This window comes from Fictibacillus tiangongensis, assembly GCF_048083785.1.
Classification (GTDB): Bacteria; Bacillota; Bacilli; order Bacillales; family Fictibacillaceae; genus Fictibacillus.
In genome coordinates this window covers 3,455,144-3,480,546 of sequence record NZ_CP182294.1, presented here as the reverse complement: position 1 = coordinate 3,480,546, position 25,403 = coordinate 3,455,144, and the positions used below count along the sequence as shown (strand labels likewise).

Genomic DNA, 25,403 nt, shown 5'->3' with positions numbered 1-25,403 from the left:
CTTCGTTTCGAAAAGTCTCCCTGCAGGTTTTTATGATATATGAAGGATTTCAGCGAATCGTGTCGTATTTTAAGTACTATGGAATCTAGAAAACATGACCATGGTCCCTTGTTTGAGGGAAGATGAAACACAACTGTAATAAAATTGTCAGTGCAAGATGTTATAATAGTTATTGCGGAAAAAAACTGACATATATCGCGTATTTGTCGAAAGACCTTTATATAAAACTTGTTGATTGATCAGGGAAATATTTTTTGGGGTAGTAAGGAAGTGATTTTGTTTGATAGAAATGGTTGATGTTTGGAAAACATACCCGAACGGTGTAATGGCACTTAACGGGATTGACGTCTACATAGAAAAAGGTGAATTTGTTTATGTAGTCGGACCAAGTGGAGCAGGTAAATCCACGTTTATAAAATGTATGTATCGTGAAGAGAAACCGACACAAGGTTCAATTATCATTAATGGAACAAACCTTGCAAAAGTAAAAGAAAGACAGATTCCTAAAGTACGAAGAAAGATCGGAGTTATCTTCCAAGACTTTAAACTGTTGCCGCGTTTAACAGTATACGAAAACGTAGCGTTTGCACTTGAAGTTATCGAAGAATCTCCAAAAGTGATCAGAGAACGTGTTATGGAAGTTCTTGATCTTGTAAAACTAAAAAACAAAGCGCGCATGTTCCCAGACGAGTTATCAGGTGGAGAGCAGCAGCGTGTATCCATCGCACGTTCAATCGTAAACCATCCTCCAGTTGTAATCGCGGATGAGCCGACAGGTAACCTTGATCCAGAAACAGCGTGGGAAATCATGGACATCTTTAAAGAGATTAACACTCGAGGAACGACAGTTGTTATGGCAACTCACAATAAAGAGATTGTTAATACGATCACAAAGCGCGTAATCGCCATCGAAGGCGGCCGAATTGTTCGTGATGAGGCGAAGGGAGATTACGGCTATGAAGATTAGAACATTAAAACGTCATTTCGTAGAAGCATTCAAGAGCATGGGAAGAAACGGCTGGATGTCCTTTGCTTCCATCTCTGCGGTAACAGTAACATTGCTATTAGTAAGTGTGTTCTTGGCAATCCTCTTGAACATTAACTATATTGCTAGTCAGATCGAAGACGATGTACAGATCAGGGCTTACATCGAACGAACGGAAAAGCCTGAACGATATGATGCTTACAAACAAGAGCTTGAAAAGCTTGGTAAGGTAAAAACGGTAGAGTATCAATCTAAAGAAGAAGGTCTTGATGAACTGATTGAAAGTCTAGGAGATGAAGGGAAAGCTTTCTCATCACTTAAGAATGAAAATCCATTGCGAGATGCGTTCATCATCTACACTGAAAAGCCGCAAGATACGGCTGCTGTAGCAAAAGAAGTTGAGAAATTTAAATTTGTAAACAAAGTTGAGTACGGACAAGGGACCGTCGAGAAACTCTTTAAAGTGACTGATGTTGCCCGCAACGTTGGAATCGTCCTCGTATTAGGACTTGTTTTCACAGCGATGTTCCTCATCTCAAATACTATAAAATTAACGATCGTGACACGAAGACGTGAGATTGAAATTATGAAACTCGTTGGTGCGACGAATGGATTTATCCGCTGGCCGTTCTTCATTGAAGGTTTTGCATTAGGTGTTGCGGGTGCTATACTACCAATCGTTGTCATCACAGTTGGCTACCAAGCTATTTTCGATATCGTTAATCAAAAATTAGGAACAGTATTCATTGAGCTATTGCCAGTAACACCACTTATCCCGCAGCTAGCGCTGTTGATGATTCTGATCGGTGGAGTGATTGGCGTATGGGGAAGCTTAACGTCTGTTCGTAAGTTCTTGAAGATTTAAGTAAAGATAGCAGAAATAAAGAGATCCAAGAAAAACGAAACAATTAATAGGGGTTAGGGAGGAAAACGAATGAAAAGGAAAGTGGTTGGTACAGTGCTTTCACTAAGTTTAGCACTGGGCGCCTTTACTATGTATCACTCTGAATCCGTCGTTCACGCGGAATCTTTATCAAGCATCAAGAAAAAACAACAAGAAAATGCAAAGAAGGCGGAGGCTGCAAAATCAAAGCTGGACAAGAATAAAAGCAGCCAAGCAGCGATTGAAGCAGAAGTAGCAAGAATCGATAAGCTTTCTTCTGAAACAGACCTGAAAGTACAAGCAAAACAAACAGATATTAAAGAAACAAAAGAAGAGATCGACGTGTTAAAAGGCGAGATCGCTGTTGTTCAAAAGCGAATTGATGAGCGCGATGCTCTATTAAAAGAACGTATTAACTCTATGTATGAATCTGGCGGAGCTGTTTCTTACTTAGAAGTTGTTCTTGGTTCAAAAGATTTTGGTGATTTTCTTGACCGCGTTCTAGCATTGAACATGATTGCAGAACAAGATCGTCAGCTTTTAGAAGAACAAAAGAAAGATAAAGAGCTTTTAGAGAAAAAGATGGCAGACGTCGAGAAAAAATTAGTTAACCTACAAAACGCAATGAAAGAACTACAAGTACTGCAAAAGCAATTAAAAGCGCAAATGGATGAGAAAACTCGTCTGATGGCTTCACTTAAAAAAGAAGAAGACTCATTGCATGCTGAAGCACATAAGATCGAAAACGAAGGTGCACTTCTGAAATCTCAAGAAGACGCGTTCCGTGCTGAACAAGCACGTGCAGCTGCACGTGAAAAAGCAGCTCGTGAATCATCGTCTTCAGGTGGATCAGCTCCTTCCATGGGACCTGTTTCAGGTAACGGTATGATCATCAAACCAGCTGCTGGAAGAATTTCTTCTGGATTTGGTAACAGAAGCAGCGGTATGCATGAAGGTATTGACATCGCTCAAGGTGGAACGGTTCCGATCTATGCAGCTGCAGATGGAACAGTCATCCGTTCTGAGTATTCATCATCATACGGAAACGTTGTATACATCTCTCACTCGATCGGTGGGCAGCAATGGACAACGGTTTACGCTCACATGAGCAGCCGTGCTGTATCTGGCGGATCTGTTTCAAAAGGGCAGTTCCTAGGCAACATGGGGAACACTGGACATTCATTTGGACAGCATTTACACTTTGAACTTCACAAAGGACCTTGGAATGCAGGAAAAACAAATGCTGTAAATCCTGCAGCTTACTGGTAAAATAAACACATAAAGTAAACAAGCTATTCATATAGTGAAGTAGGAGACAGGCTGTTGCCTACAGACTCTTACAATGGAAGGCATCGCACTTTGCAGGGTGTGATGCCTTTTCCTGCAAAAACGAGGTGAGCAGAATGAACGTAAATAAAAAAATGTTAGCCCTGCTGATTGTTCTTTCCTTGCTTGTTGGTGCCGGTGGCATGTATGGTTCGATGGCACTGTTTGGAAACGATTCAAAGTATGTTCAGAACGGTGAAGTAAACGATCTGCCGAAGACCGCAACGAAAGTCGACAATGACGAAGAGTTTGCGAAGCTTCAGAAGACGTATGAGATCATCTCTTCTCGTTATGTAGAAGATGTTGATCGTGACAAACTCCTTGAAGGTGCCATTCAAGGAATGGTCAAAACGTTAAAAGATCCATATTCCGTTTATATGGATGAAGAGACAGCAAGTCAGTTTACACAGTCACTGGATTCTTCTTTTGAAGGAATTGGTGCAGAAGTAAGTATGGTAGACGGTAAAGTAACCATCGTCGCACCGTTTAAAGATTCACCTGCTGAAAAAGCAGGACTAAAGCCAAACGATCAAATCATCACGATCGACGGTAAAAGCGTCGAAGGACTAGATCTGTATAAAGCCGTATTGAAAATTCGCGGCGAAAAAGGATCTATCGTAACACTTGGTGTAAAACGAACAGGTGTAAACGATGTAATGCCGGTTAAAGTAACACGTGATGAGATTCCGATCGAGACCGTTTACTCTGATATTGAAGAAGTAAAAGGTAAAAAGATCGGTGTACTTGAAATCACATCTTTCTCAGAAAAAACGGGTGCTGATTTCAAGAAACAGCTAACAGAGCTAGAAAAAGAAAAGATTGATGGTCTAGTTATTGACGTTCGAGGTAATCCGGGGGGTTATCTAGAAGCAGTTGACAGCATTCTACGTCAGATTATTCCTGAGAAAAAGCCATTCGTTCAAATTGAAGACCGCAAAGGCAACAAAGAACGTTATGTTTCTACGTTAAAAGAAAAGAAAGACTATCCGATCATCGGTTTGATCGACAAAGGCAGTGCATCAGCGTCTGAAATTTTAGCTGCTGCCTTAAAAGAAGCAGGAAACTATGATCTTGTTGGTGAGAAGTCGTTCGGTAAAGGTACGGTTCAGCAATCGATCGATCTTGGGGATGGATCGAACATTAAGCTTACACTGTTTAAGTGGCTGACACCGGATGGAAACTGGATTCACAAAAAAGGGGTAAAGCCTACTTTTGAAGTGAAGCAGCCAGACTACTTCTACACAAACCCGATTACGGTTGAGAAAAAAGCGTTAGAGTTTGATATGAACAACGAGCAAGTGAAGAATGCTCAAGTGATGTTGAACGGTTTAGGGTTCCAGACGGGTAGAGAAGATGGATATTTTGATGAAAAGACGCAAGCTGCGGTAACTGCGTTCCAGCGTGCGAACAACTTGCCAGCAACAGGGAAAGTAGATACGAAGACAGCTGGTAAGATGGAGTCAAAAGTAATCGATTCGATCCGTGATGACAAGAACGATGTTCAGCGTAAAACGGCGATTGAATTGCTTGCAAAATAAGGGATTATGGCAGGAAAAAACAACTGAAACACGAATACTATCCGTAGAGGAAATTATTCTCTATGGATTTTTTTTTTGAGTAAAGCTTTGATGTATAAATAGCCTCTTGTGAGAGGTTGATTTGCGCTCCAGGTTGCTCGCTTTCCGTGGGGCAGGCGGTGAGCCCCTTGCCACTTCGTGCCCTTAAGGGTCTCACCTGACCGCTTGTCCCGCAGGAGTCTCGCACCTTGCGCTCCAATCAACTATTCAGAGAAGTCTTAACTAAAAACAAATAAAATTCTTGAATAATTTCTATGGTGGGTATTATTTGAAACAGAAAATTAAACGATTTGAAAGTTAAAATCCTTTGCCAGGTTTAAAGGGGTAGTCAAAATGCAGTCATTGAATGTTGGAGATGTTTTGTTTCAGCTCTTTTCGTTACTTGTGCTATTCGCCATCATCGTTGGAGTGGGGTTATTAGTGAAGCGAGCTGTGAGTACGGATAGAAGATTGAAACGTATTGAAGAAAAAGTGGATGAATTGAAAGATGAGAAAGGAAGAGACCGCACATGACAGACACCTTTGTGAAAGAATTACTTCATGGCATGCTGCTGCTTTTTTTACACCCGCTTTTTTATGGTTTTATTCTAGTTGCTTTCTTAATTGGATTAAAACGTGTGAAACGAGAGAGAAAAGAATTTAAAGTGCGCGTGCATCCCGTCATTGATAATTTAATATTTTCATTGCTGCCAGGCATTCTGATCGGACTCATCGGCTCTGTAATCTTTGTGGCAGCTGGTATTACATTGCCGCTTGGGATGATTGCTTTGATTGGAGTCGTCTATCTGGCTTTAGGGTTAACGTTTAAAACAAGGTTTATGAATCCTGCATACGCTGTAAGTTTATCGGCAGTCGTTGGTCTGTTGCTTCCTAAATTCGAATTAGGAATCTCTTTTTTAGATCAATGGATTGTGGATGTTCAAAAAACGCCGCTTGATTCATTAGCGATCATTATTGGTGTTCTTTTAATTCAAGAAGGAATACTGGTCATCTGGAAGGGTGCAGATCGCACGTCCCCTCGACTGTTCAAAGGTAAAAGAGGGCATTATATCGGGGCACATGAAGCTACGAGGTTTTGGATTGTTCCTCAGTTTTTAGTTCTTCCTGTAGGCTCCATTCCTGTATTAGATTGGTGGCCGCTATTTCCGATGGGCGCGGTAGGATTTTCATTCTTCCTCGTACCATTTGCCATTGGATATCGCCAGCTGGTCACACATACGCTGCCAGAAGAAGCGATTAAACATCTAGGCAGACAAGTTTTGATTTTAGGATTTATCGTAACTGGTATTGCAGCAGTGGGTCATTTTTATAATTTACCGCTATTGATTGCTATAGCCATCGCAGCCGCTCTTGCAGGACGAGAACTCATCACACTCGTAACGAGCCAACGTGATGACACGAGACCATCGCACTTTGTACCAAGAGATCAGGGAGTTATGATCCTTTCAGTAGTGCCAGGAACACCAGCTGCAAAGATGGGATTAAAGATTGGCGAAGTTATTGTAAAAGTAAATGGAGTAACACTTTCACAAGAATCAAGCTTGTACCGAGCCCTTCAAATCAACGCTGCATATTGTAAACTTGAAGTTCTTAATCTGAATGGTGAGATTCGTTTCGTTCAAGGATCACTCTATCAAAATGAGCATCATCAACTTGGTGTACTGCTAGTCCATGATGTAGTGGATCGGAATGTTGCTGTTGGAGATTGATGCGTAATTTTCATAATTAACCGGAATCTGTTGAAGATACGCCGGAATCATTTTTCATTATTTATAGGAATCGCATAATTTTTATTTAAAAGGCTCATTTAACGTGAGTCTTTTTTTATTTCTGTTAATCAACAAACGGGCCAGATTGTGGAGTAAAACATTGAAAGATAATGTATCACCTTACATAAGCTCCTATAAAGAATAAATTAAATAACTAAAAAACGTAAAACTTCAAAAACCGAACTGTTTATTAATGGTATAATTGGAAAATATGTGAGTGCGTGAGGGTCATTATGGAGTTTCAGTTTGTTTGTCTTTGCGGAAAAGGAAGGATTGTAATTATGTATCAAGGAAAGTTACGAAAAATAACGATCGTGTTGTTAACATTATATACAGCTTTGATCCTCTATTTCTTGTATCTTGGTTTCAATAGAGGTTCCCTAGGGCAAGACTCTAGCTTACGATTTAACCCAATACCTGGAGCGATTCAATTGCATTATCCAATGGGAAGAGACTTTCAAAATTGGTTTTTTCAGTTTGGGAATTTTGTAGCGTTCATACCTTTTGGGATTATCATTCCACTCCTGTTTCGATGTAGTTTTAGACGCTTTATAACCTTATTTATTTTGTTTATAACAATACTTGAAATCCTACAAATGCTTTCTGGTTTGGGAGCTTTTGATATAGACGATATCATAATCAATTTATTAGGTGCTTCCGTAGGATTTGCGGCACAGCAAATAGTCACCCGTGACCGAGATAAACCAAAAGGGATTTGTAAAATATTCATAATGGCTATGGTACTTTCCATTTGTACTATTATAATTTTTGGCGGTATCAATAATTATCTGGAAAAAGGGGAAGGGAAAACCGCAGCTCTGAATGAACTGATCGTAAAAGATGGGTCTGTAAAGTGGGACGAAAGCTTGTCCAGCTTTACAGTAGACCGACAAGAGGTTACGCCTCAAATAAATCTGTATAGTAGGAATAATACGAAAAACAATGAATTCACGTATCACTTAGATGGCAAATATAAAAACATAACAGGCTATGTCGCCATACCGGACGATGTAATTAACGATGCAAGAACAGAAGGTAGTGACATAGAATTCATCAGTAGCGGAACAGTCATTTATTCGCTAGGGTTATCAATCACAGGCGAGGAGAATTTTCAAATCCCTTTAGATGGCGTAACTGACCTTACCATAAAAGTAATTAACAAAGATCCAAATCCAATTACAAATGCTGTGATGTGGGATATTACTCTTACAGAGGTAAACTCAGGTCAAAAAGTTATAAACAGTATAAGAGAAAAAATAAGAGCATTATTCTAACAAAAACCTCAACAAAGAAACGAAAATAACTACATACGAGAGGGGTTTCGTTGTTGGTATTGTGATTAATTAGACTTAAACTAACGGGTGCATTTCTTCAAGAAGGAGAAGTGCACTTTTATATTGTACCTCTTATTAAACAAATGACAGGATATATAATAACTAATTAGTAAGAAAAGGGTGGAAGAATGACTACCATAGGACTAATTCGTCACGGAATAACGGAATGGAACACCTTAGATAAGGCTCAAGGAATAAGTGATATTCCTTTAAATGAGACTGGCAGAAAACAAGCCACAAACCTTGGAGTTAGGCTATCTCTAGAAGAACCGTGGGATTTGATGATTACGAGTGACTTATCTAGGGCAGTTGAAACTGCTAAAATTATTGGAAGTAAAATAGACTTGCCCATTAGTCATATTGATGAAAGGGTAAGAGAAATAAATTGCGGGGAGATTGAAGGCACTACGGAAGAACAAAGAGTCAGACAGTGGGGTAGTGAATGGCGTAATTTAAAACTTGGAATAGAAAACTTTGAAGACGTATCAAACAGAGGAATAGATTTTTTAAAAGATATGGTTTGTACATACAAAGGTAAACGAATTTTGGTAGTCAGCCACGGTGCTTTAATTGGATTAACCTTACAAAAGTTACTTCCTCAGAAATTTCAGCAGACATATATTGATAATACTTCAATTACTATTATAAGAAATATAGAGGATGAATGGGATTGTTCATTATATAACTGTACGCGACATTTAAATCTCATCCCATCAAAGGGTGCGTTGATCTAAAGAAGGATTGACGCTTTTTTAATGGAACTTATTGAATAAACGAGCAGTATTGTGAAATAAATTAGAAGTTTTAAAGAGGCGAAAATTTTTGCAGGAGGAGCAAGTGGCGATGAGAAAGACAGAAATACTTCCTTGGACAGAAGAATGGGGAAAAGTATATTTAATAGAAGAAAGTAAACTTAGAGAAATTTTTAAAGATGAACTAATTGAGAGTTACCATATAGGTAGCACATCAATACCTTCAGTAGGCTATGCAAAACCAATAATAGATATTTTAGTTGTTGTAAAAGATATCGGGAAAGTAGATTTATTCAATGAGGAAATGTTGGGTCTAGGGTATGAACCAAGGAATGAACACGGTATAACAGGAAGGAGATATTTTACAAAAGGTAAACATAAAAGATCACATCACATTCATATCTTTCAACTTGGAGATAAACACATTGACGCACATTTATCATTTAAAAATTACTTAATTAATAATCCAGAGGATGCAAAAAATTACGGAGATCTTAAAAAGATTTTGGCAAAACAGTTCCCTGATGATACGCATAAATATCAAGAAGTTAAAGAGAAATTTGTAGATGAATTAATTAAGAAAGCAGTTGATTGGAAGTAAAATTAAGATTCTTGTTCTTGCGCAATCGAGTGCATTTCATCAAGAAGGAGAAGTACACTTTTATAGTGAGGTTAAAGATGCATTAATTGGAGTATTCCTAGATAGATAGGGTGGTGTGAAATTGAAAAGGTTGGATATCTTTATAGCAGCTGCTATGTTCATAACCGTTATTATAATATATGGAGACCAAAAACAATGGATGGGGAATTTAGTTAGCTTTGGAGCATTTTTAATTACATTATTACTCTTAAGAAAATATCGATTTCGCAAATAATCGCAAATAATAAGTGTATTTCTTTCAATAAGGAGCACTGAAATTTTTATTGTAAAAGCAGCTTTAAGTTCTAAGGTTAAAGGGGCATTAGTTATCAATTTTCAGCAGATTTTATTCTACTACCAGATGCAAGAAGGAGGGGCACCTTTTTATTGAACAATAAGTCAAGAGTATTTAGGAAAGTTGTGAGGTGTTTTCTTGAAATTTAAAATTTTGGGTGAAGATACTCAGATAGAAATTGAAGCAATCGGTAGGAAATAGAATACTATGGATTATTGGGATATCAATTGGTTGGTTACTACAATAAACGTCAAAATCCCTGGATATAAAGCTTGCTTGTTATAATGCCAATCTGACAACCTATGATATCAGAGACTTTTATACTGCATGGAGTCGAAACTTAAAGGACAAGCAAAGTTAAACAATACAGATGGATTTCTAGACATTCAATGTTAAATGAACTTAACGGGGAGAATGATGTGGTGTGCAGAACTTTGTTATTCTGCAGGTCATGGTGCTTTATTAAGTTTCGATTTTGAATCAGATCAATCCTACTTAGGGAATTTCATTAAACAATTGGAACAACAATTGAGGGTGTACCCAGTCATAGGAAAGCCATCATTAACTGTTATTACAAAATCGGGTGCATTCTTTAAAGAAGAAATGCATTTTTTTATTTAATTCTGAAACCTATCCATGAATATATAAACAATGTTTAATATCTATTTATTAATAAGATATAATGTAATGAACTGGAAAATTATACAAGCACATTCAAGGAGGAGGGATTATTATGGCTTGGTTAATTATAGTTATACCACTTGTACTAGTAAGCATACTTGCTCTTTATTTTGATAATAGAGGGAAGAGAAATGGGGCTGGCAATATCGATATCCATCATGATGATAAATACCTTAGTCAAGGTACTCAAATTAATAACGCTGCAGAACGTGCTCGTGCAGCTGGACGTAATCACCATAACGGAGGAGGGGGAGGAGGTATTATCTAAAGTCCCTGTTAATTTACTATCTGAGTGCATTTCTCTAGAAGGAGATCTGCACTTTTCTTCAACAATTGAGTGATAAGTGCACTTTTTTTGAACAAAGGGGTTGATTAAAATAAAAACACTATTAAAAATTCTAATTATATTAACTGGTTTATATTGTTTAGTACATATAATATTCGACTTAAGATTTAACTCTCCCATTAACTTGGCTACTAATATTATTCAAGCTTTGTTTTTCGGATTTTCTTTTTTATACGTAAGTTTATATTGGAAAGAAACTAAAAAGGATATTTAATATGTAAATGCCTCACTAGTTATTGTGTTATTTCTTAACGATCGGGTGCTATTGTAATTAAGATCATAGCAACGAACGAAGGAGTAATAAAGCATCTTTTTATTGAAATATGTGAATCCAGAAATATACTTACTACTTGGGGATTGTTCAACTAACATATACGTTTACCGCATTGGTTATCATTAATTGCTTACTTTGAAAATGGCAGGATTGTTAAAGATGATAACCAATTAAGAGATATATAAGACATTAATAAGTGTAAGGGGATTTTAATGAAAAAATTTGGATACGGTCTAATGGTAATGTTTTTTGGATTTGTTATTATAATGTTCACCGCATCTATCTATAATAATGGTTCGGAAGGTCGAATTACTGCTGGTACTTTATACAATGGATTAATGATGTTAATAGTCACCATTTTATTCTTTTGCGGAACAATGGCCGTGTGTACACTTTTAATAATAGATGCATTAAAGAAGAAGTAAAGATTACTCCTATTTTGTGCATTTATAAATAAAAGATATTAAAGGGGACCTACCAGAGATGGAATAGGATTTTTAATTGCTTTTGATGTTATATTTTTTGCCGACATTATCTCTTTTATCATTGTTGTATTAATAAGTAATATCTTGCTTTCTCGATCATAAGAAAATACCAAAATAGACAATCTAATATCTTTTTGTTTATATTTTTCTATTATTTTTTATAATTATTATCGGAGGAATCCCATGAGCACAACAGTATATATGGTAAGGCATGGTGACTCACCAAAAGAGGGCAATGAACGGACGAGAGGATTAACGGAAAAAGGTTATGAAGATGCTCAGCGATTGGCTGAACTATTAAGAGATAAGGAAATCGATGTTGTTGTCTCAAGCCCTTACCTTCGTTCTATTTTAACGGTAGAACAGGTAGCTCTACATATAGGGAAAGAAGTAATGGTTATAGAGGATCTAAGAGAAAGAGTATTTTCTTCTAGTGACAATAGGTTAGATGATAAAGAGCTCGGTCCTCTTTTAGAAAAATCCTTTGAAGACTTCACCTTCTCTCTTGAAGGAGGCGAATCAAATGCTGCTTGTCAAAAGAGGGCAGTGCAAGTTTTGAAGGAACTCTTACATAGGTATAAAGATAAAAGCATTGTAATTGGAACCCACGGTGCCGTTATGACTTTAATGATGAATTATTTTAATGCCTCATTCGACTTAGAATTTCTTTACAGCACAACAAAACCTGATATATATAGACTGGAATTCAATAACGAGGTACTAGTAAGTGTTGAAAGAGTATGGGACAAAACTTTAACGAATTTTACTTGATAGCGGGGGATTAAAGATATGACCTATCATATACGAGTAAGGGTGGGTGCGCTCATTATTCAAAATAATGAAATCTTATTAACGGAGTTTGATGATCCTTATCGAGGAATCTTTTATGATCTCCCAGCTGGTGGAGCGGAACCTCATGAATCTTTGATTGAAGCTGTAAAGCGGGAGGCGAGAGAAGAAGCTAGTATTGATGTAGAAGTTGGTCCGTTAGCTTTTGTCTATGAGTATGCTCCTCATCTTAATGAAAATAAATATGGCCAAACACACACGTTAGTCATGCTGTTTGATTGTACATTGAAAAGTGGATCTAAGCCCAGATTACCGGAAAAGCCTGATCCGAATCAAACGGCTGTTAAGTGGGTTCCTCTTTCAGAGCTCGAACATCTAGAGCTTTATGCGAACATTGGACAGCAAATAAAAGAATATGCGAGCAAGAAAAGAAACATTGATTTTCTTGAAGAACATAAACTTTTGGATAAGACATCTAGCCTTATATAATTCCATCCGTCAAGTTCCCGGAGACTCTCCTTTTGGAAATCTTTTAGCTACTGCTATACAAAAAAGGCCACAATCCTAAACATGTGGCCTTTCCTGCATATTTTGTTCTATTCGAGATTCGCATGTTTGCCATACATTTTATTAGAATCTAATCCTTTTTTCTCCATAAAACGTAAGATAATGGCGTCATAAATTAACAACATTGTTTGCTCAAATAGAGATCCCATCGGTTGAATAGTCTTGAAATCACCTTCAGATTGATCTTTCGTTATTCCAGGAAGTCTAACAGTAATATCTGCTAATTCTCCAATGGTTGATTCAGGAGAAATGGTGATCGCTGCTACTGTTCCTCCCAAGCTTTTAGCTTTTTCAGCAATAGCAACTAGCGTTTTGGTCTCTCCTGAACCTGACCCAATGATTAATAGATCGTCCTTTTCGAAGGCAGCTGATACTGTTTCACCAACGACGTAAGCATCAATCCCCATGTGCATCATCCGCATCACAAAAGATTTACCCATAAATCCAGACCTGCCAGCACCAGCCACAAAGATTTTTTTTGATTCTAAGATTCGATCTACTAAATTCTCTGTTTCTTCATCAGAGATTAAGTTTACCGTTTGGCTTAATTCTTCAACGACTGCAGCTAAATATTGAGTAGTCTTCATCGTTAAATTAACCTTGTTTAATTAATTCCTGCATTTTACGTGCAATAGCTCGTTTATCTTCTTTGCTTGTGATACCGCCACCCACAATAATAAGGTCAGGGTTTTCTTTAATCACTTCTGGGAGTGTTTCTAATTTGATTCCACCGGCAATTGCCGTTTTAGCATTTTTTACAACGCTCTTAATAGTGTTTAGATCTTCGAATGAATTTTTACCTACAGCTTGGAGATCGTAGCCTGTGTGAACACAGATATAATCAGCACCAAGTTCGTCTAATTCTTGAGCACGGACTGCAATGTCTTTTACCGCAATCATGTCGACAAGGATTTGTTTACCTTGTTTTTTAGCTTCTTCTACTGCGCCTTTAATTGACTCGTCTTCTGCGGTTCCGAGAATCGTTATGATGTCTGCACCTGCAGCAGATGCTTGGCTTACTTCATATCCAGCTGCATCCATAATTTTTAGGTCAGCTAAAACAGTTAAGTTAGGAAATGCAGCTTTTACTTCTTTTACTGCTTTTAGACCTTCATTAATTACCACTGGTGTACCAATTTCTACAACATCAATATACTCTTCTACTTCTTTTACTAATTCAATGGCTCCCGGGATATCCACAAGATCTAATGCTAATTGTAATTTCATTTATATAATCTCTCCTTATTGATAATTTTATTTTGTTGCACTGCGTGGCTGGGTGTAAATGTAAATATTCATTTACTTACTAGCATGCTGTTTAGTATACTCAGTATGTAAATGAATTAAAAGTACGCACTTTTTCCGCATATAGTTACAAAAAGTATACTATTGGATGAAATAAAGGAGATGGATGTAGATGCCTAATCTAGGAGATAAGGACTTTAACTGTGAAAAAGAATTAACTCTTGCAGTAATAGGTGGTAAATGGAAAATGTTGATTCTGTGGCACTTAGGCAAGGAAGGAACGAAAAGATTTGGAGAATTAAAGGCGCTTATGCCAGGAATTACTCAGAGGATGCTTGTAAACCAATTGCGAGAATTGGAAGATCATTTAATCGTACATCGAGAAGTTTATCCTGTAGTACCACCAAAAGTGGAATACTCCCTTACTGAGCATGGAGAAAGACTATTACCGATTTTAGAGGCGATGTATGAATGGGGCAAAGACTACATTGAAAATGTATTGGAAAAGGAAACGGTTTATCAATCCCCGGTGAGCAAAAAGGGTTAATATTATGAATACAAACAGAAAGAAGAGACTTCCATTAAGGTAGGTCTCTTTTCTTATGAAAAAATAATTATTTTATAATATATATTAATTTTTTTAATAATAAATTTAAAATAATTAAATTATCATGTTAATTTTATTGATTTTGTAGTATATAATAAAATTAATTGAAGAAAGGAGAATGAGATGGCTCACCCATTACTTACAAATTGTCCGGTTTGTTCACAAACATTAAAGATTACAAAACTTCACTGCTCACATTGTCATACGACAATTGAGAACGAATTCGAACTATCTAAATTTGCGTCACTATCGAAAGAACAGCTTCATTTTGTGGAAGTCTTTCTTGTATGCAGAGGCAATATTAAAGAGGTCGAAAAAGAGCTAGGGATCTCGTATCCCACGGTTCGAGGCAAGCTGAACGACATTGCATCATCATTAGGTTACGAATCTAAAAAGAAGAATGAGGTAGACGAGAAAAAGATTGTTACGATGCTTGAACGTGGAGAGATTTCTCCAGATGAAGCAATTAAAATGCTTAAGGAAGAATAGGGGGATTAGGAAATGAAAAGTGAGATCGAGAAAGTTTTAACGATGGTTCAAGAAGGTAAAATCGATACGGATAAAGGTTCAGAATTAATTCAGGTCTTACAAGAAAAAGAACATGGTACTGTTGTTAAGCCATTAAGCTATACATCTCATACATCTTCTAACTACAGCGACAAAACCTTGAAAATACGCGTTGTATCTGAAAGTGACAACGTGAATGTGAACCTTCCGATCAAGTTAGTAAAGGTTGTACTAGCAGCAGGTCACAATATTGCTCTAAAGATTCCCCAATCTGAACAATATGTAAAAGATATTGATATTAATCTGATACTTGAAGCCATTGAAAACGAACTGGATGGACAGATTGTTGATGTGAAATCAGCAAACGGAGATACCGTTTCAATTACGATTGAGTAGAGGCTGCTAACATGTTACATGTAAAAGTGAAAACAAAAGAGGTAAAATTCTCAATCCCTGTCCCATATATCCTATTAAATATCGGAATATCCATTCTTACTTCTAAAATGTTAATTCGTCATGCAAACAAATGGTCGAAACCTCATCTAGATAAGAAAAACATAGTCTTCGCCATTCCTTCCATAGATAAATCAGAACTGAAGCGTATTATTAAAGAGTTAAAAAAGCACAAAGGATTAGAGCTTGTTAATGTGAGATCACAAGATGGAACTGAAGTGATTGTGAGATTATAAAATAAGTAATAACACTGTTTAAAGGTTTCTGATTCTGCAAAAGCATTCATAAACAAAAACAAAATAAATAGTTAAACAAAATGGGTGCTTTTCTATAGTGGAAAAAGCGCTCTTTTTTATGCATAACTTGATTATAGATGAAAGAGGAATATGAATAAGCAGTCGAGAAGAAGAGAATGGGATAGTTAACGATAAAGTTATAGCTCAGTCAAAACTAGCCCTGTCCTTTTCCAACACAATACGTAAAAACAAAGAAGGAAGTGCAATAGATGAATGCAGAAGATGTGATGAAAGAACTTGAAGCTCTTGGCAAAGAACGGACAAAGAAGACCTACATCTCAAATGGCTCCATAGAACCAGTGTTTGGGGTGGCTACTGGTGCTATGAAGCCAATTGCTAAAAAGATCAAAAAAAATCAACCATTAGCTGAAGAGCTTTACGCGACAGGAAATTACGATGCGATGTATTTTGCAGGAATTATAGCAGAACCAGCCATCATGACCGAAGATGATTTTGAGCGTTGGATCGAGGGAGCTTATTTTTATATGCTGTCCGATTATGTAGTAGCGGTCACTCTAGCTGAAACTGAAATCGCACAAGAGGTTGCTGACAAATGGATTGCAAGCGGTGAAGAGCTCAGAATGTCAGCAGGTTGGAGTTGTTACTGCTGGCTATTAGGTAATCGGCCGGACAGTGAATTCTCCACAACGAAGTTAGAAAAAATGCTTGAAGTTGTAAGAGATACCATTCATGATGCACCTGAACGAACCAAATCTTCTATGAATAATTTTGTTTATACAGTGGGCGTTTCATATATTCCATTGCATGAAAAAGCGGTTGAGACAGCAAATGCTATAGGACCAGTTGAAATGAATCAGGACAAGAAAAAAACGAAGTATCTACTTGCTTCTGAAAATATTCAAAAGGCGATAGATAAAGGGCAGGTTGGTTTTAAGCGGAAATATGTAAGGTGTTAGGATTCATTTCTAGAGGAGCGCCGCAATGAACCGAGACAGAATCATCATGGTATTTAGTATTATTATCATTGTTTTCCTTCTTTATTGGAGTAGATTCCAACAAGGAAGAACATACAATGAGATTATTATCGTTTTTGCACCAGCAGTCGTAATTCCTTTGATTTTTTCTCTCATAAAGAAATTAAAAAAGAAATAAACCATTAATTACTAATGATCTTAAAAGAGCTATGAACAAATCCATAGCTCTTTGCATTTAATCTACACAACCAAACCATCGCTCATTTTAACAACTTGATCAACATAAGAAAGCATTTCTTCGTCATGAGTGACCATAAGAGTCGTTATGTTTAACGTTTTCGTTAAGTCTCGTAGAAGTGACATGATTTCTTTCGATTTCTTTGAATCTAGACTTGCCGTTGGTTCATCGGCAAATAGGACTTGGGGTTTATGAATAATCGCGCGTGCGATGGCCACACGTTGTTTTTCTCCACCAGATAACGAAGATGGATACGACTGTTTTCGATGAGATAATCCAACACGTTCTACTATATAATTGATTTCTTGTTGTCGATTTTCTTTTGTCAATTTCACTTCAGATACGTCTAGCATGAGGTCCAATTGCTCCTCAACTGTTAGAAAAGGGACAAGGTGTGCAAATTGAAAAACAAAACCGAACTTCTTGGCTCTTATGGCCCGCATTTCCTCTGACGTCATGGAAGTTAAGTTATGTCTATTAAATAAAATCTTTCCGTCTGATGCCGACTGCAGCCCTGCAGCAATGGTTAGCAGGGTACTCTTACCTGAACCAGATGGGCCAACTAAGGCTGTGATTTCACCCTCTTTAAGTATAAGGTTTACTCCTTTCAAAACCTCTTCGCTCACATCACCATTCTTAAATGTTTTTCTTAATTGATCAATCGTTAAGATATCCATTTATTAAACCTCTCCTTGTTGTATGGCTTGTAAAGGTTCAACTTTTTTAATCTGTAATCCAGATAGTGTAGCTCCAATAAATCCAATTACGAGGAAGACGATCGATAATTGCAGAGTGGTTTCGTTTGTTAACTCATAAGGCATATCCTTAGGTGCAAACTCTTTGAATAATTGGCTAGAACCAGCAGAAAGAGTAAGGGAAATGATTGTAATGTATAGCATTTGTGTCCACATCAATTTAAACAAATCATTTGTTTTAACTCCGATTGCTTTCAATATGCCATAGAGTCCAATCTTTTGAACGTTCATCATATAGAAAAAGATACCGAACAGCATACCGCTAATCACGATCAGAAACCAAACGATCATATTCAAAGACATTTGTTCTGCACTGTAACTTGGAATAGTCCTAAGAAACTCATTATTTGAAAAAGATTGTAAACCTTTTATATCTTGAGCTGAATCTTCACCAGGAGTAAAGATAAGCTGCATTTCTTCAGCACGGTAAATGTCGTTGTATACCTCTTTATTTAGATAAGCAACAGGAGCGTGACTAAACTTTTTTTGGTCTACAAACTTTTTTACAACGAAAGAGCTCTTGTATTGTTTATGTGTTAAGGTATCTCCGACTTTTATACCTTCTTTCTCTAATGAACGGTCCAGAATGATTTCTCCGGGAGCTACTTGCTCAAACCATTTTGAATCAGTAGAAGCCACAAAAGCAACGCTTCGTTGTTTATCACTCTCATCATTTAAAAAGCCCATCTGTATAGAGAAGGCAACAGCATCCTTTTGTTCTTGTACCAGTTGTTCTCGAATACTATCATCAATCCTCGAAAGATTATAATTTTCTTCAGCATCTTCATTCATATAAAAATGCCCACTCGGCAAATCTTTTATCAAAGCTGCATTATCTTGTGATAACCCATTGGCCAAACCCGAAATAATAAACGTTAACAAACTAACCAGAAAGATGATGGATCCTAATATGAAAAACCTCATTTTATTCTTCTTGATTTCTTTCCATGCGATGTTCATAACATCTCTCCTCCAATCTATTTACATCCTTAGTTTAGAATCCTTATATGAACGGAGAATGAATAACAAGTTACAAAAAAACAGGCATCACCAATGGATTTCCATTAATAATGCCTGACACATTTGAAATTGATTAATCTATAGGTAATTCAACAATAACCGAAGTTCCTTCATTTTCCTTGCTCTTCACATCGATATGACCACCGTGAAGTTTCACAATTGTAGCAACGATGGATAGACCAAGACCAGTGCCGTCAACGGTTCGCGACCGGGCAACATCAGCTCGGTAAAAACGGTCAAAAATTCTTTCTACTTCTTTTTCGTTCATGCCTATCCCCGAATCTTTAAAGGTGATGAAGATTGTTTTTTCTCTCTTTTCAACAGCTATCTCAATACTTCCATCAGGGATATTATATTTAATGGCATTGGTTAAAAGGTTATCCCATACGGCATTCAATAGTGAAGGATCGCCGAAGAACTCGATATCAGGTAAGGAATAGCTAACCATGATTCCTTTTTCATTTGTTAACCATTGATAATTTCGAATGAGTTCTTTAATCTGTTTTGGCAATTTGAACGTTTTTTTCTGTAGGATATCTTCGTTCCGATCAAGTGAAGCAAGAAGTAGTAATTGTTTCGTTAAGTTCGACAGTCTACTGATCTCACCATTTATAACTGCAATGTATTGCATTCGATCGTTTGAACTCAGCTCTTTTGTTTCTAACAGGTTGGTGTAACCTTTTATGTTGGATAGTGGAGACTGTATATCATGAGAAATATTTGAAATGAATTCTTTACGCATCTCATCTGATTGTTCTAGCTTTCGAGCCATCTGTTCGAAGCTCTTGGAAAGGGCACCTAATTCATCGCTGCGCTTCGTATCGAGCTCAACAGAATAACTTCCTTGTGAGAGTGACTTTGTAGCAATGGTTAATTTTGATATTGGTTTTACTAAATATTTTGCACTTATGACTACCATCAAAATACTGAGGACAATCATCAAGCCAAAAAGCCAGCCAAATAGAACATGCATTTCATTAAAAAGAAGTTTAATATCAGGTCGAATAAACAATGCATAATTTTCACCGCGATGCGTTAGCGGAACCCCGATCGAATTACTTAATTCGTTTGCAAAAAAACCAGTTACAAATGTTTGCTTTGGAAAATGAAGGATCCCATGATAGACCTCACCATTTATTACTCTGTCTTTTGTTGAGGCATGTAGTGCAGTGTTACGAAATTTCGCTCCAAAGTAGGTTTCCTTTCCTGTTCTTTCTACAAGATAGATTTGATAACCAATTGATGATAAGTTCTTCAGGTATTCGTTCAGGTTGATGGCAGGGTGTTCTTCCACAAAGGCAGCCATCTCAATTGCAATTTTTGTGTTTTTTTGATCATTAGCTGGTTTTAATTTTTGTTGATAGTATGTATTGGAGGCGATAAAGGCGAATACACCGCTTAAAAGCATAATGCCTATTGTTATAACAACAAATTTGGTATACAGCGACCTCATTTTTTTACCTCCAATAAATAACCAACTCCACGGACGGTTTTGATTTGAAAGTCATCTGTCAGTTTGGAAAACCGTTCTCTTAACCTTTTTACATGTACATCTACCGTGCGTTCGTCCCCTCCATAATTGATACCCCAAATGTGATTTATGAGCTGATCTCGTGTGAAAACTTGCATAGGATGAGACATAAAAAAATAAAGCAGTTCAAACTCTTTCAAAGGTAGTAGAATCGTTCGGTTATTAATATGAACTTCATAGCTTTTTTTGTTTACCGTTGTACGTCCAAGGCTAATGACGGATTCATCATCTTGGTGTTTATCGTATCGTCTTAAGAGTGCTTTAATACGAAAGAGTAATTCTCTTGCTTCAAACGGCTTTACTAGATAATCATCTGTTCCCGATAGATAGCCTTGTTCTTTGTCTTCAATTTGATTTTTGGATGTTAGTAAGATGACAGGGATATCGTATTTTTCTCGTATTTCTTTTGTTAACGAAAAACCGTCCATATAGGGCATCATCACATCAACTACAGCGAGATCAAATCTCTTCAGGCGTAAGATGTTTAAAGCTTCCATGCCGTCTTTTGCTTGAGAGACTTGATATCCGGTTTTACTTAGATGATGGTGCAGAAGGTCAAGTATATTTTTATCATCATCTACAATTAAAATATGGGTCACGATGTAATCCTCCTAATGAGAATTGTATAAGCAACATTAGTCTATCCGAAATGGTTGATATTCACAAATATCAGCTTAACTTCAGCACAGCAAAAAAAGCTAACCATCAGGCTAGCTTTTTTCTGGCTTTAATTGATTGGGTTAGCCGATTCTCTTCTTGTTTTTCTTGCTTTTTGCACGTTTTTTAGAAGATAGAACCTTATTTAAGATACTGATGAAACTCACAATGAATTCCCCCCATATAGAATTTCGGAAAAGAGAATATTCGGTGTATCCTCTCTTCTCCATATCTTATGCAAACTTGTCTAAAATGTTTGGACAAACTGTATCCATTCAATTTTTAACTTAAAATACACATGCACCTAATGAAACATTGAAAAAAATTTTCTGAGTTTATGAATAAGATTGTAAGTTAGTGGGATTCTAAGATTAGAAAAGAAAGGGAGGTGAATTTAATGGCTAAAAACAACAGCAACCAATTATCAGTACCTGGAGCTCAAGGAGCTCTTGATCAAATGAAGTATGAGATCGCTTCTGAGTTCGGTGTAAACCTTGGACCAGACACTACTTCACGTGCAAACGGATCTGTAGGTGGAGAAATCACTAAGCGTCTTGTAGCACAAGCTTTAGGCGGACAGCGCTATTAATATTCAAATCTTTTGCTATGGCTATCTGTTTGTGCAGATAGCTTTTTTATGTCGTTAAAAATGTGTGATGAATCAAATGTTAAACAACCGTTTAAACTATCTCTGTCGGAGGTGAATGTTTAGATGAATGAAGATAAGCCGACTCACTATGATGGGAGTCTTTTAAACCATGAAGTTTTCAACGAGGATCTGTCTCAAGAGGCGTTTCTTTTAACAGATGACATGAGGGCGAACATTGCTGGGAATCCTTATAATCACTCCTAAAGCTGCTTTGGGAGTAGTTGTTTTCCGTTCCAGGTTGCTCGCTTTCCGCGGGGCAGGCGGTGAGCCACATTCGTTCGTTTCACTCTTAAGTGTCTCACCTGCCCACCTGTCCCGCAGGAGTCTCGCACCTTCCACTTCAATCAAATTTCAAAGGAGACACAATAATTAAAAGCAACAATCATAAGAAGAAATAACAACCAGAAAGGCAGTGTAGAATTACATGACAAAAGTATTATATATTACAGCGCATCCTCATGATGATCAAGTCTCTTACAGCATGGCTGTAGGTAAAGCATTTATTGATGAATACAAAACAGTTAATCCTGATCATGAATTGATTCACTTGGATTTGTATAAAGAGGACATTCCTCACATCGACCTTGATGTATTTAGTGGATGGGGGAAACTGCAATCTGGTAAAGGATTTGAGGAGCTGTCTTCTGAAGAAAAAGCGAAAGTAGGAAGACTTTCAGAGCTTTGTGAGCAATTTGTATCTGCAGATAAATATATATTTGTAACGCCAATGTGGAATTTCTCATTTCCACCTGTTATGAAAGCATATATCGATTCAGTGGCTGTAGCAGGAAAAGCATTTAAATATACAGAGCAAGGACCGGTGGGTCTTTTAACGAACAAAAAAGCTCTACATATTCAAGCTAGCGGTGGAATTTATTCAGAAGGACCTGCAGCAGCCATGGAGATGGGTCATCGTTATTTAAGCGTGATCATGCAATTTTTCGGCGTACCTTCGTTCCAGGGATTGTTTGTAGAAGGACACGCGGCCATGCCGGATAAAGCAAATGAAATTAAAGAAAATGCGATTGCTCGTGCTAAAGATTCCGCCCATACGTTTTAATGGTTAGAAACCTTCAAAAAGAAACTTGTAGACGATGTCTGCAAGTTTTTTAAATTGAAAAGTCCTTGTATGCCGAGTGCTTCGAAGATTTGTAAACAATTGTATGTAAAAAACTCCTTGCAATTTTGGATGCGTTTTCATAGAATAAAAAGCAACATCCATATTGACTGAATTTTTTTGAAACAAAAGGTAGTGATGTTTAATTAAAGATACCTATGTTATATCGTACTTGAAAAAGAGGAGGTAATAAGTTGTCACACGTTAACATGAAAGAAAACATTGTTATTGAGCACGTTAGAGATGATTCATTTAAGAGTTATGGGAAAGAGATTACAGGCTATGATTTTACACGATTAATCAATACGATGAAGAAATCTACGGAAATTCCAGAGCATGAAAATGTGTATGTGGCTTCAGAACCGATTCTGGAAGACGATCCCGTAAAAAAACAAATAGAGAGTTATTTCTATGGTGAGATGCCTGCCCAGATTGGGTATTGCAATGGTCGAAATTCAACATTGAATGGTCTTGAATATCACAAAGGAAGTGAGATTAATATAGCTGTGACTGATCTAGTTCTCCTTCTTGGGAAAGTACAGGATATCGAAAATAATACTTTTCATTCGAATAATGTAAGGGCTTTCTTTATTCCTGAAGGAATGGCAATTGAATTATACGAGACGACACTTCACTTTGCACCTTGTAAAGTTCAAGAATCAGGATTTAAATGCATTGTTGTTTTACCAAAAGGTACGAATGAACCGTTAGAAGTTACGCTAGCAGAGCGTGAAAAAAGTACTGATGAAGATCATTTGCTCTTTATGAAGAATAAATGGCTGATCGCACATCCAAATCGAAAACAGCTGATTGAAAAAGGAGCTTATCCTGGAATTGTCGGTGACAACATAGAAGTCTTGTTTTAACTATTATTACTTAAAAGGACAGGGGTGTTCGATATGTTTTCAGGCATTGGATTTACACTTTTATCATGTACATTTTTTATGGGGCTTGTCGCATGGATCTCTTACTTAAAAACAAAAGGGGAAACAGAAGATTCTACTGGCTATTTCTTAGCAGGACGAGGGTTGAATGGGACATTTATCGCCGGATCACTTCTTCTTACCAATCTTTCTGCTGAGCATTTGATCGGTTTGAATGGACAAGGATATCGAACGAATATGTCCAATATGGCATGGGAAGTAACGGCTGGCTTTGCGATTGTTATCATGGCTCTCTATCTATTACCGAAATATTTAGGTGGAGCTTTTACAACATTGCCAGAGTTTCTTAGCACCCGATTTGATGAAGGGGTTCGCCGTTATACGGTTTTGCTATTTATGCTCGGCTATATTTTAGTTACGATTCCATCAACTCTTTACTCCGGGGCACTGACTATACTTAAACTCTTTGATGTGCCAGGTCTTTTAAACATTTCCTATACACAATCGGTTTGGCTTTTAATTTGGGTGATCGGAATCATAGGTGCAGTTTACGCAATATTTGGAGGGTTAAAAGCCGTTGCTGTATCGGATACGATTAATGGAATCGGACTTTTGATAGTCGGACTTTTAGTGCCTGCTCTAGGCTTCTTCGCACTTGGAGATGGGAACATGTTTGAGGGCATGAAGACGATAGCAACAAACAGTCCGGAAAAACTTAATGCGATCGGTTCGAGTACAGACTCGGTTCCGTTTGGAACGATCTTTACGGGTATGATATTTGCCAACTTGTTCTATTGGGGAACAAACCAGTACGTTATTCAACGTACGCTTGGAGCACAAAACTTAAAAGAAGGTCAAAAAGGGGTGCTTTATTCCGGTTTCTATAAGCTTGCTATTCCAATATTTATGATGATTCCTGGTATTATCGCTTTCCACCTATATGGGGGAGGATTGAATCCGGTTGACCTTGCTTATCCAACATTAGTAGCAGATGTGTTGCCAAAATATTTATCGGGTTTCTTCCTTGCTGTTCTGTTAGGAGCGGTATTCAGTACTTTTAACTCGTTGCTAAACTCAGCAGCAACCATGTTTGCTCTTGATATCTATAAACCGCAATTCAATCCGAAAGCTACTGACGAACAGTTGATTCGAATGAGTAAATGGTTTGGTACAGTAATCGCACTTGTTTCATTCTTTATCTCACCATTGTTGATGAACGCACCTGATGGTCTTTGGGATCTGATCAGACGTTTTACAGGATTCTTTAATATTCCAATCATAACCATTGTTCTTGTCGGTATCTTCTCTAAACGAATTCCTGCACTTGCTGCAAAAGTAGTCATCATTTTCCATGTTATTACGTACTACTTGCTCGTTTGGGGCTTGGATCAGATGTTTGGCATTCAAACCACCATTAACTTTATCCATATTTACGCGATTCTGTTCTTTGTAGAGGTTGGAATTATGATCGCTATAGGTAAATGGAAACCTTTGCAAAAACCATATGTGTATAAAGCTAATGCGCAAGTCGACATGGTACCTTGGAAATACGCACTTCCCGTAACGTTTATCTTGCTAAGTTTGCTTGCGAGTATGTATATCGTATTCTCTCCGATTGGTTTAGCTTATCAGGATTCAATCGTGTCAGGGTATTTCTGGCCAGCGATTGCAGGATTGGCAATTGTTACTGGAATTCTTATCTATCTTTCGCTAAAGGTTTGGAATCGTAAGTATGCAGACTTCTTAAGTGAACAGCACAAAAAAGAAGTAAAAGAAGCAAGAAAGCTAGCATAATTAGGAGGTTCT

The 25,403-nt window shown here is 37.3% G+C and carries 31 protein-coding genes; 25 read left to right on the top strand and 6 right to left on the bottom strand.

Going from position 1 to position 25,403, the window contains the following annotated elements; genetic code table 11:
• Window positions 1–280 precede the first annotated feature (280 nt).
• The 14 genes from ftsE to ACNJYY_RS18475 all read left to right on the top strand — a co-directional run bounded on the left by ftsE (window position 281) and on the right by ACNJYY_RS18475 (window position 12,625).
• Complete coding sequence (gene ftsE, locus ACNJYY_RS18540; protein WP_416729591.1) at window positions 281–967, top strand: cell division ATP-binding protein FtsE; 687 nt, start codon at window positions 281–283, stop codon at window positions 965–967.
• Entirely contained in the window at window positions 957–1,850 is an 894-nt protein-coding gene (gene ftsX / locus ACNJYY_RS18535) for a permease-like cell division protein FtsX (protein ID WP_416729590.1), read from the top strand. The genes ftsE and ftsX overlap by 11 nt, the downstream gene beginning before the upstream one ends.
• Window positions 1,851–1,919: 69 nt before the next feature.
• Window positions 1,920–3,137, top strand: coding sequence for a murein hydrolase activator EnvC family protein (locus ACNJYY_RS18530; protein ID WP_416729589.1), 1,218 nt, complete (start codon window positions 1,920–1,922; stop codon window positions 3,135–3,137).
• Window positions 3,138–3,271: 134 nt separating this feature from the next.
• A complete protein-coding gene (locus ACNJYY_RS18525; protein ID WP_416729588.1) occupies window positions 3,272–4,732 on the top strand; it encodes a S41 family peptidase in 1,461 nt (486 codons plus the stop codon).
• A 372-nt stretch (window positions 4,733–5,104) separates the two neighbouring features.
• Window positions 5,105–5,284 carry a hypothetical protein gene (locus ACNJYY_RS18520; protein WP_144697912.1) on the top strand — a complete coding sequence of 60 codons (180 nt, stop codon included), beginning with the start codon at window positions 5,105–5,107 and terminating at the stop codon, window positions 5,282–5,284.
• The gene (locus ACNJYY_RS18515) at window positions 5,281–6,480 is read left to right on the top strand and encodes a PDZ domain-containing protein (RefSeq protein ID WP_416729587.1); all 1,200 of its coding nucleotides are present in this window, start codon (window positions 5,281–5,283) and stop codon (window positions 6,478–6,480) included. Before ACNJYY_RS18520 ends, ACNJYY_RS18515 begins: the two co-directional genes overlap by 4 nt.
• A gap of 293 nt (window positions 6,481–6,773) precedes the next feature.
• Window positions 6,774–7,814 (top strand): VanZ family protein, encoded by a 1,041-nt coding sequence (locus ACNJYY_RS18510; protein ID WP_416729586.1) that lies wholly within the window; start codon window positions 6,774–6,776, stop codon window positions 7,812–7,814.
• A 188-nt stretch (window positions 7,815–8,002) separates the two neighbouring features.
• The gene (locus ACNJYY_RS18505) at window positions 8,003–8,608 is read left to right on the top strand and encodes a histidine phosphatase family protein (RefSeq protein WP_416729585.1); all 606 of its coding nucleotides are present in this window, start codon (window positions 8,003–8,005) and stop codon (window positions 8,606–8,608) included.
• Window positions 8,609–8,717: 109 nt separating this feature from the next.
• Entirely contained in the window at window positions 8,718–9,227 is a 510-nt protein-coding gene (locus tag ACNJYY_RS18500; RefSeq protein ID WP_416729584.1) for a GrpB family protein, read from the top strand.
• A 748-nt stretch (window positions 9,228–9,975) separates the two neighbouring features.
• On the top strand, window positions 9,976–10,182 hold the full coding sequence (locus ACNJYY_RS18495; RefSeq protein WP_416729583.1) for a hypothetical protein: 207 nt from the start codon (window positions 9,976–9,978) through the stop codon (window positions 10,180–10,182).
• Between the two features lie 112 nt (window positions 10,183–10,294).
• Entirely contained in the window at window positions 10,295–10,510 is a 216-nt protein-coding gene (locus tag ACNJYY_RS18490; RefSeq protein WP_416729582.1) for a hypothetical protein, read from the top strand.
• 564 nt (window positions 10,511–11,074) lie between these two features.
• The gene (locus ACNJYY_RS18485; RefSeq protein ID WP_416729581.1) at window positions 11,075–11,287 is read left to right on the top strand and encodes a hypothetical protein; all 213 of its coding nucleotides are present in this window, start codon (window positions 11,075–11,077) and stop codon (window positions 11,285–11,287) included.
• 243 nt (window positions 11,288–11,530) lie between these two features.
• Window positions 11,531–12,118: a histidine phosphatase family protein gene (locus ACNJYY_RS18480; protein ID WP_416729580.1), complete on the top strand. Its 588-nt coding sequence runs from the start codon at window positions 11,531–11,533 to the stop codon at window positions 12,116–12,118.
• Window positions 12,119–12,136: 18 nt separating this feature from the next.
• Window positions 12,137–12,625 (top strand): NUDIX domain-containing protein, encoded by a 489-nt coding sequence (locus ACNJYY_RS18475; RefSeq protein WP_416729579.1) that lies wholly within the window; start codon window positions 12,137–12,139, stop codon window positions 12,623–12,625.
• A gap of 107 nt (window positions 12,626–12,732) precedes the next feature.
• On the opposite strand, the gene hxlB is transcribed toward ACNJYY_RS18475, so the two are convergent.
• Entirely contained in the window at window positions 12,733–13,290 is a 558-nt protein-coding gene (gene hxlB / locus ACNJYY_RS18470; RefSeq protein WP_416729578.1) for a 6-phospho-3-hexuloisomerase, read from the bottom strand.
• Between the two features lie 7 nt (window positions 13,291–13,297).
• The gene (gene hxlA / locus ACNJYY_RS18465) at window positions 13,298–13,930 is read right to left on the bottom strand and encodes a 3-hexulose-6-phosphate synthase (protein WP_416729577.1); all 633 of its coding nucleotides are present in this window, start codon (window positions 13,928–13,930) and stop codon (window positions 13,298–13,300) included.
• Between the two features lie 190 nt (window positions 13,931–14,120).
• Between hxlA and ACNJYY_RS18460 the strand changes: the two genes are divergently transcribed.
• The 6 genes from ACNJYY_RS18460 (at window position 14,121) to ACNJYY_RS18435 (ending at window position 16,924) form a co-directional block, all read left to right on the top strand.
• Window positions 14,121–14,495, top strand: coding sequence for a winged helix-turn-helix transcriptional regulator (locus ACNJYY_RS18460; RefSeq protein WP_416729576.1), 375 nt, complete (start codon window positions 14,121–14,123; stop codon window positions 14,493–14,495).
• Between the two features lie 183 nt (window positions 14,496–14,678).
• On the top strand, window positions 14,679–15,044 hold the full coding sequence (locus tag ACNJYY_RS18455; protein ID WP_416729575.1) for a DUF2089 domain-containing protein: 366 nt from the start codon (window positions 14,679–14,681) through the stop codon (window positions 15,042–15,044).
• A gap of 12 nt (window positions 15,045–15,056) precedes the next feature.
• A complete protein-coding gene (locus ACNJYY_RS18450) occupies window positions 15,057–15,458 on the top strand; it encodes an SHOCT-like domain-containing protein (RefSeq protein ID WP_416729574.1) in 402 nt (133 codons plus the stop codon).
• An 11-nt stretch (window positions 15,459–15,469) separates the two neighbouring features.
• Window positions 15,470–15,751 (top strand): hypothetical protein, encoded by a 282-nt coding sequence (locus ACNJYY_RS18445; protein WP_416729573.1) that lies wholly within the window; start codon window positions 15,470–15,472, stop codon window positions 15,749–15,751.
• Window positions 15,752–16,020: 269 nt separating this feature from the next.
• A complete protein-coding gene (locus ACNJYY_RS18440) occupies window positions 16,021–16,728 on the top strand; it encodes a DNA alkylation repair protein (protein ID WP_416729572.1) in 708 nt (235 codons plus the stop codon).
• Between the two features lie 25 nt (window positions 16,729–16,753).
• Window positions 16,754–16,924 (top strand): hypothetical protein, encoded by a 171-nt coding sequence (locus ACNJYY_RS18435; protein ID WP_416729571.1) that lies wholly within the window; start codon window positions 16,754–16,756, stop codon window positions 16,922–16,924.
• 62 nt (window positions 16,925–16,986) lie between these two features.
• Here ACNJYY_RS18435 and ACNJYY_RS18430 read toward each other — a convergent pair whose 3' ends face one another.
• The 4 genes from ACNJYY_RS18430 to ACNJYY_RS18415 form a co-directional block, all read right to left on the bottom strand.
• Window positions 16,987–17,661 carry an ABC transporter ATP-binding protein gene (locus ACNJYY_RS18430; RefSeq protein WP_416729570.1) on the bottom strand — a complete coding sequence of 225 codons (675 nt, stop codon included), beginning with the start codon at window positions 17,659–17,661 and terminating at the stop codon, window positions 16,987–16,989.
• Between the two features lie 3 nt (window positions 17,662–17,664).
• Entirely contained in the window at window positions 17,665–18,699 is a 1,035-nt protein-coding gene (locus ACNJYY_RS18425; RefSeq protein ID WP_416729569.1) for an ABC transporter permease, read from the bottom strand.
• 133 nt (window positions 18,700–18,832) lie between these two features.
• Window positions 18,833–20,212, bottom strand: a complete 1,380-nt coding sequence (locus ACNJYY_RS18420) for a sensor histidine kinase (protein WP_416729568.1) — start codon at window positions 20,210–20,212, stop codon at window positions 18,833–18,835.
• Window positions 20,209–20,889, bottom strand: a complete 681-nt coding sequence (locus ACNJYY_RS18415; protein WP_416729567.1) for a response regulator transcription factor — start codon at window positions 20,887–20,889, stop codon at window positions 20,209–20,211. Before ACNJYY_RS18415 ends, ACNJYY_RS18420 begins: the two co-directional genes overlap by 4 nt.
• Window positions 20,890–21,344: 455 nt before the next feature.
• Here ACNJYY_RS18415 and ACNJYY_RS18410 point away from each other — a divergent pair, with 455 nt between their 5' ends.
• From ACNJYY_RS18410 to ACNJYY_RS18390, 5 genes are all read left to right on the top strand, one after another.
• The gene (locus ACNJYY_RS18410; RefSeq protein WP_066397779.1) at window positions 21,345–21,536 is read left to right on the top strand and encodes an alpha/beta-type small acid-soluble spore protein; all 192 of its coding nucleotides are present in this window, start codon (window positions 21,345–21,347) and stop codon (window positions 21,534–21,536) included.
• A gap of 123 nt (window positions 21,537–21,659) precedes the next feature.
• Window positions 21,660–21,800 (top strand): hypothetical protein, encoded by a 141-nt coding sequence (locus ACNJYY_RS18405; protein ID WP_416729566.1) that lies wholly within the window; start codon window positions 21,660–21,662, stop codon window positions 21,798–21,800.
• Window positions 21,801–22,020: 220 nt separating this feature from the next.
• Window positions 22,021–22,656 (top strand): FMN-dependent NADH-azoreductase, encoded by a 636-nt coding sequence (locus ACNJYY_RS18400; RefSeq protein ID WP_416729565.1) that lies wholly within the window; start codon window positions 22,021–22,023, stop codon window positions 22,654–22,656.
• Between the two features lie 251 nt (window positions 22,657–22,907).
• Window positions 22,908–23,579, top strand: a complete 672-nt coding sequence (locus ACNJYY_RS18395) for a DUF4867 family protein (protein ID WP_416729564.1) — start codon at window positions 22,908–22,910, stop codon at window positions 23,577–23,579.
• Window positions 23,580–23,612: 33 nt separating this feature from the next.
• The gene (locus ACNJYY_RS18390) at window positions 23,613–25,391 is read left to right on the top strand and encodes a solute:sodium symporter family transporter (RefSeq protein WP_197221882.1); all 1,779 of its coding nucleotides are present in this window, start codon (window positions 23,613–23,615) and stop codon (window positions 25,389–25,391) included.
• The last annotated feature ends 12 nt before the right edge of the window (window positions 25,392–25,403 follow it).

Bases quoted from the DNA above. Each gene is read 5' to 3' on its own strand.
- ftsX (WP_416729590.1), top strand. From the start codon at position 957: ATGAAGATTAGAACATTAAAACGTCATTTCGTAGAAGCATTCAAGAGC.
- ACNJYY_RS18530 (WP_416729589.1), top strand. From the start codon at position 1,920: ATGAAAAGGAAAGTGGTTGGTACAGTGCTTTCACTAAGTTTAGCACTG.
- ACNJYY_RS18525 (WP_416729588.1), top strand. From the start codon at position 3,272: ATGAACGTAAATAAAAAAATGTTAGCCCTGCTGATTGTTCTTTCCTTG.
- ACNJYY_RS18520 (WP_144697912.1), top strand. From the start codon at position 5,105: ATGCAGTCATTGAATGTTGGAGATGTTTTGTTTCAGCTCTTTTCGTTA.
- ACNJYY_RS18515 (WP_416729587.1), top strand. From the start codon at position 5,281: ATGACAGACACCTTTGTGAAAGAATTACTTCATGGCATGCTGCTGCTT.
- ACNJYY_RS18510 (WP_416729586.1), top strand. From the start codon at position 6,774: ATGGAGTTTCAGTTTGTTTGTCTTTGCGGAAAAGGAAGGATTGTAATT.
- ACNJYY_RS18505 (WP_416729585.1), top strand. From the start codon at position 8,003: ATGACTACCATAGGACTAATTCGTCACGGAATAACGGAATGGAACACC.
- ACNJYY_RS18500 (WP_416729584.1), top strand. From the start codon at position 8,718: ATGAGAAAGACAGAAATACTTCCTTGGACAGAAGAATGGGGAAAAGTA.
- ACNJYY_RS18495 (WP_416729583.1), top strand. From the start codon at position 9,976: ATGATGTGGTGTGCAGAACTTTGTTATTCTGCAGGTCATGGTGCTTTA.
- ACNJYY_RS18490 (WP_416729582.1), top strand. From the start codon at position 10,295: ATGGCTTGGTTAATTATAGTTATACCACTTGTACTAGTAAGCATACTT.
- ACNJYY_RS18485 (WP_416729581.1), top strand. From the start codon at position 11,075: ATGAAAAAATTTGGATACGGTCTAATGGTAATGTTTTTTGGATTTGTT.
- ACNJYY_RS18480 (WP_416729580.1), top strand. From the start codon at position 11,531: ATGAGCACAACAGTATATATGGTAAGGCATGGTGACTCACCAAAAGAG.
- ACNJYY_RS18475 (WP_416729579.1), top strand. From the start codon at position 12,137: ATGACCTATCATATACGAGTAAGGGTGGGTGCGCTCATTATTCAAAAT.
- hxlB (WP_416729578.1), bottom strand. From the start codon at position 13,290: ATGAAGACTACTCAATATTTAGCTGCAGTCGTTGAAGAATTAAGCCAA.
- hxlA (WP_416729577.1), bottom strand. From the start codon at position 13,930: ATGAAATTACAATTAGCATTAGATCTTGTGGATATCCCGGGAGCCATT.
- ACNJYY_RS18460 (WP_416729576.1), top strand. From the start codon at position 14,121: ATGCCTAATCTAGGAGATAAGGACTTTAACTGTGAAAAAGAATTAACT.
- ACNJYY_RS18455 (WP_416729575.1), top strand. From the start codon at position 14,679: ATGGCTCACCCATTACTTACAAATTGTCCGGTTTGTTCACAAACATTA.
- ACNJYY_RS18450 (WP_416729574.1), top strand. From the start codon at position 15,057: ATGAAAAGTGAGATCGAGAAAGTTTTAACGATGGTTCAAGAAGGTAAA.
- ACNJYY_RS18445 (WP_416729573.1), top strand. From the start codon at position 15,470: ATGTTACATGTAAAAGTGAAAACAAAAGAGGTAAAATTCTCAATCCCT.
- ACNJYY_RS18440 (WP_416729572.1), top strand. From the start codon at position 16,021: ATGAATGCAGAAGATGTGATGAAAGAACTTGAAGCTCTTGGCAAAGAA.
- ACNJYY_RS18435 (WP_416729571.1), top strand. From the start codon at position 16,754: ATGAACCGAGACAGAATCATCATGGTATTTAGTATTATTATCATTGTT.
- ACNJYY_RS18430 (WP_416729570.1), bottom strand. From the start codon at position 17,661: ATGGATATCTTAACGATTGATCAATTAAGAAAAACATTTAAGAATGGT.
- ACNJYY_RS18425 (WP_416729569.1), bottom strand. From the start codon at position 18,699: ATGAACATCGCATGGAAAGAAATCAAGAAGAATAAAATGAGGTTTTTC.
- ACNJYY_RS18420 (WP_416729568.1), bottom strand. From the start codon at position 20,212: ATGAGGTCGCTGTATACCAAATTTGTTGTTATAACAATAGGCATTATG.
- ACNJYY_RS18410 (WP_066397779.1), top strand. From the start codon at position 21,345: ATGGCTAAAAACAACAGCAACCAATTATCAGTACCTGGAGCTCAAGGA.
- ACNJYY_RS18405 (WP_416729566.1), top strand. From the start codon at position 21,660: ATGAATGAAGATAAGCCGACTCACTATGATGGGAGTCTTTTAAACCAT.
- ACNJYY_RS18400 (WP_416729565.1), top strand. From the start codon at position 22,021: ATGACAAAAGTATTATATATTACAGCGCATCCTCATGATGATCAAGTC.
- ACNJYY_RS18390 (WP_197221882.1), top strand. From the start codon at position 23,613: ATGTTTTCAGGCATTGGATTTACACTTTTATCATGTACATTTTTTATG.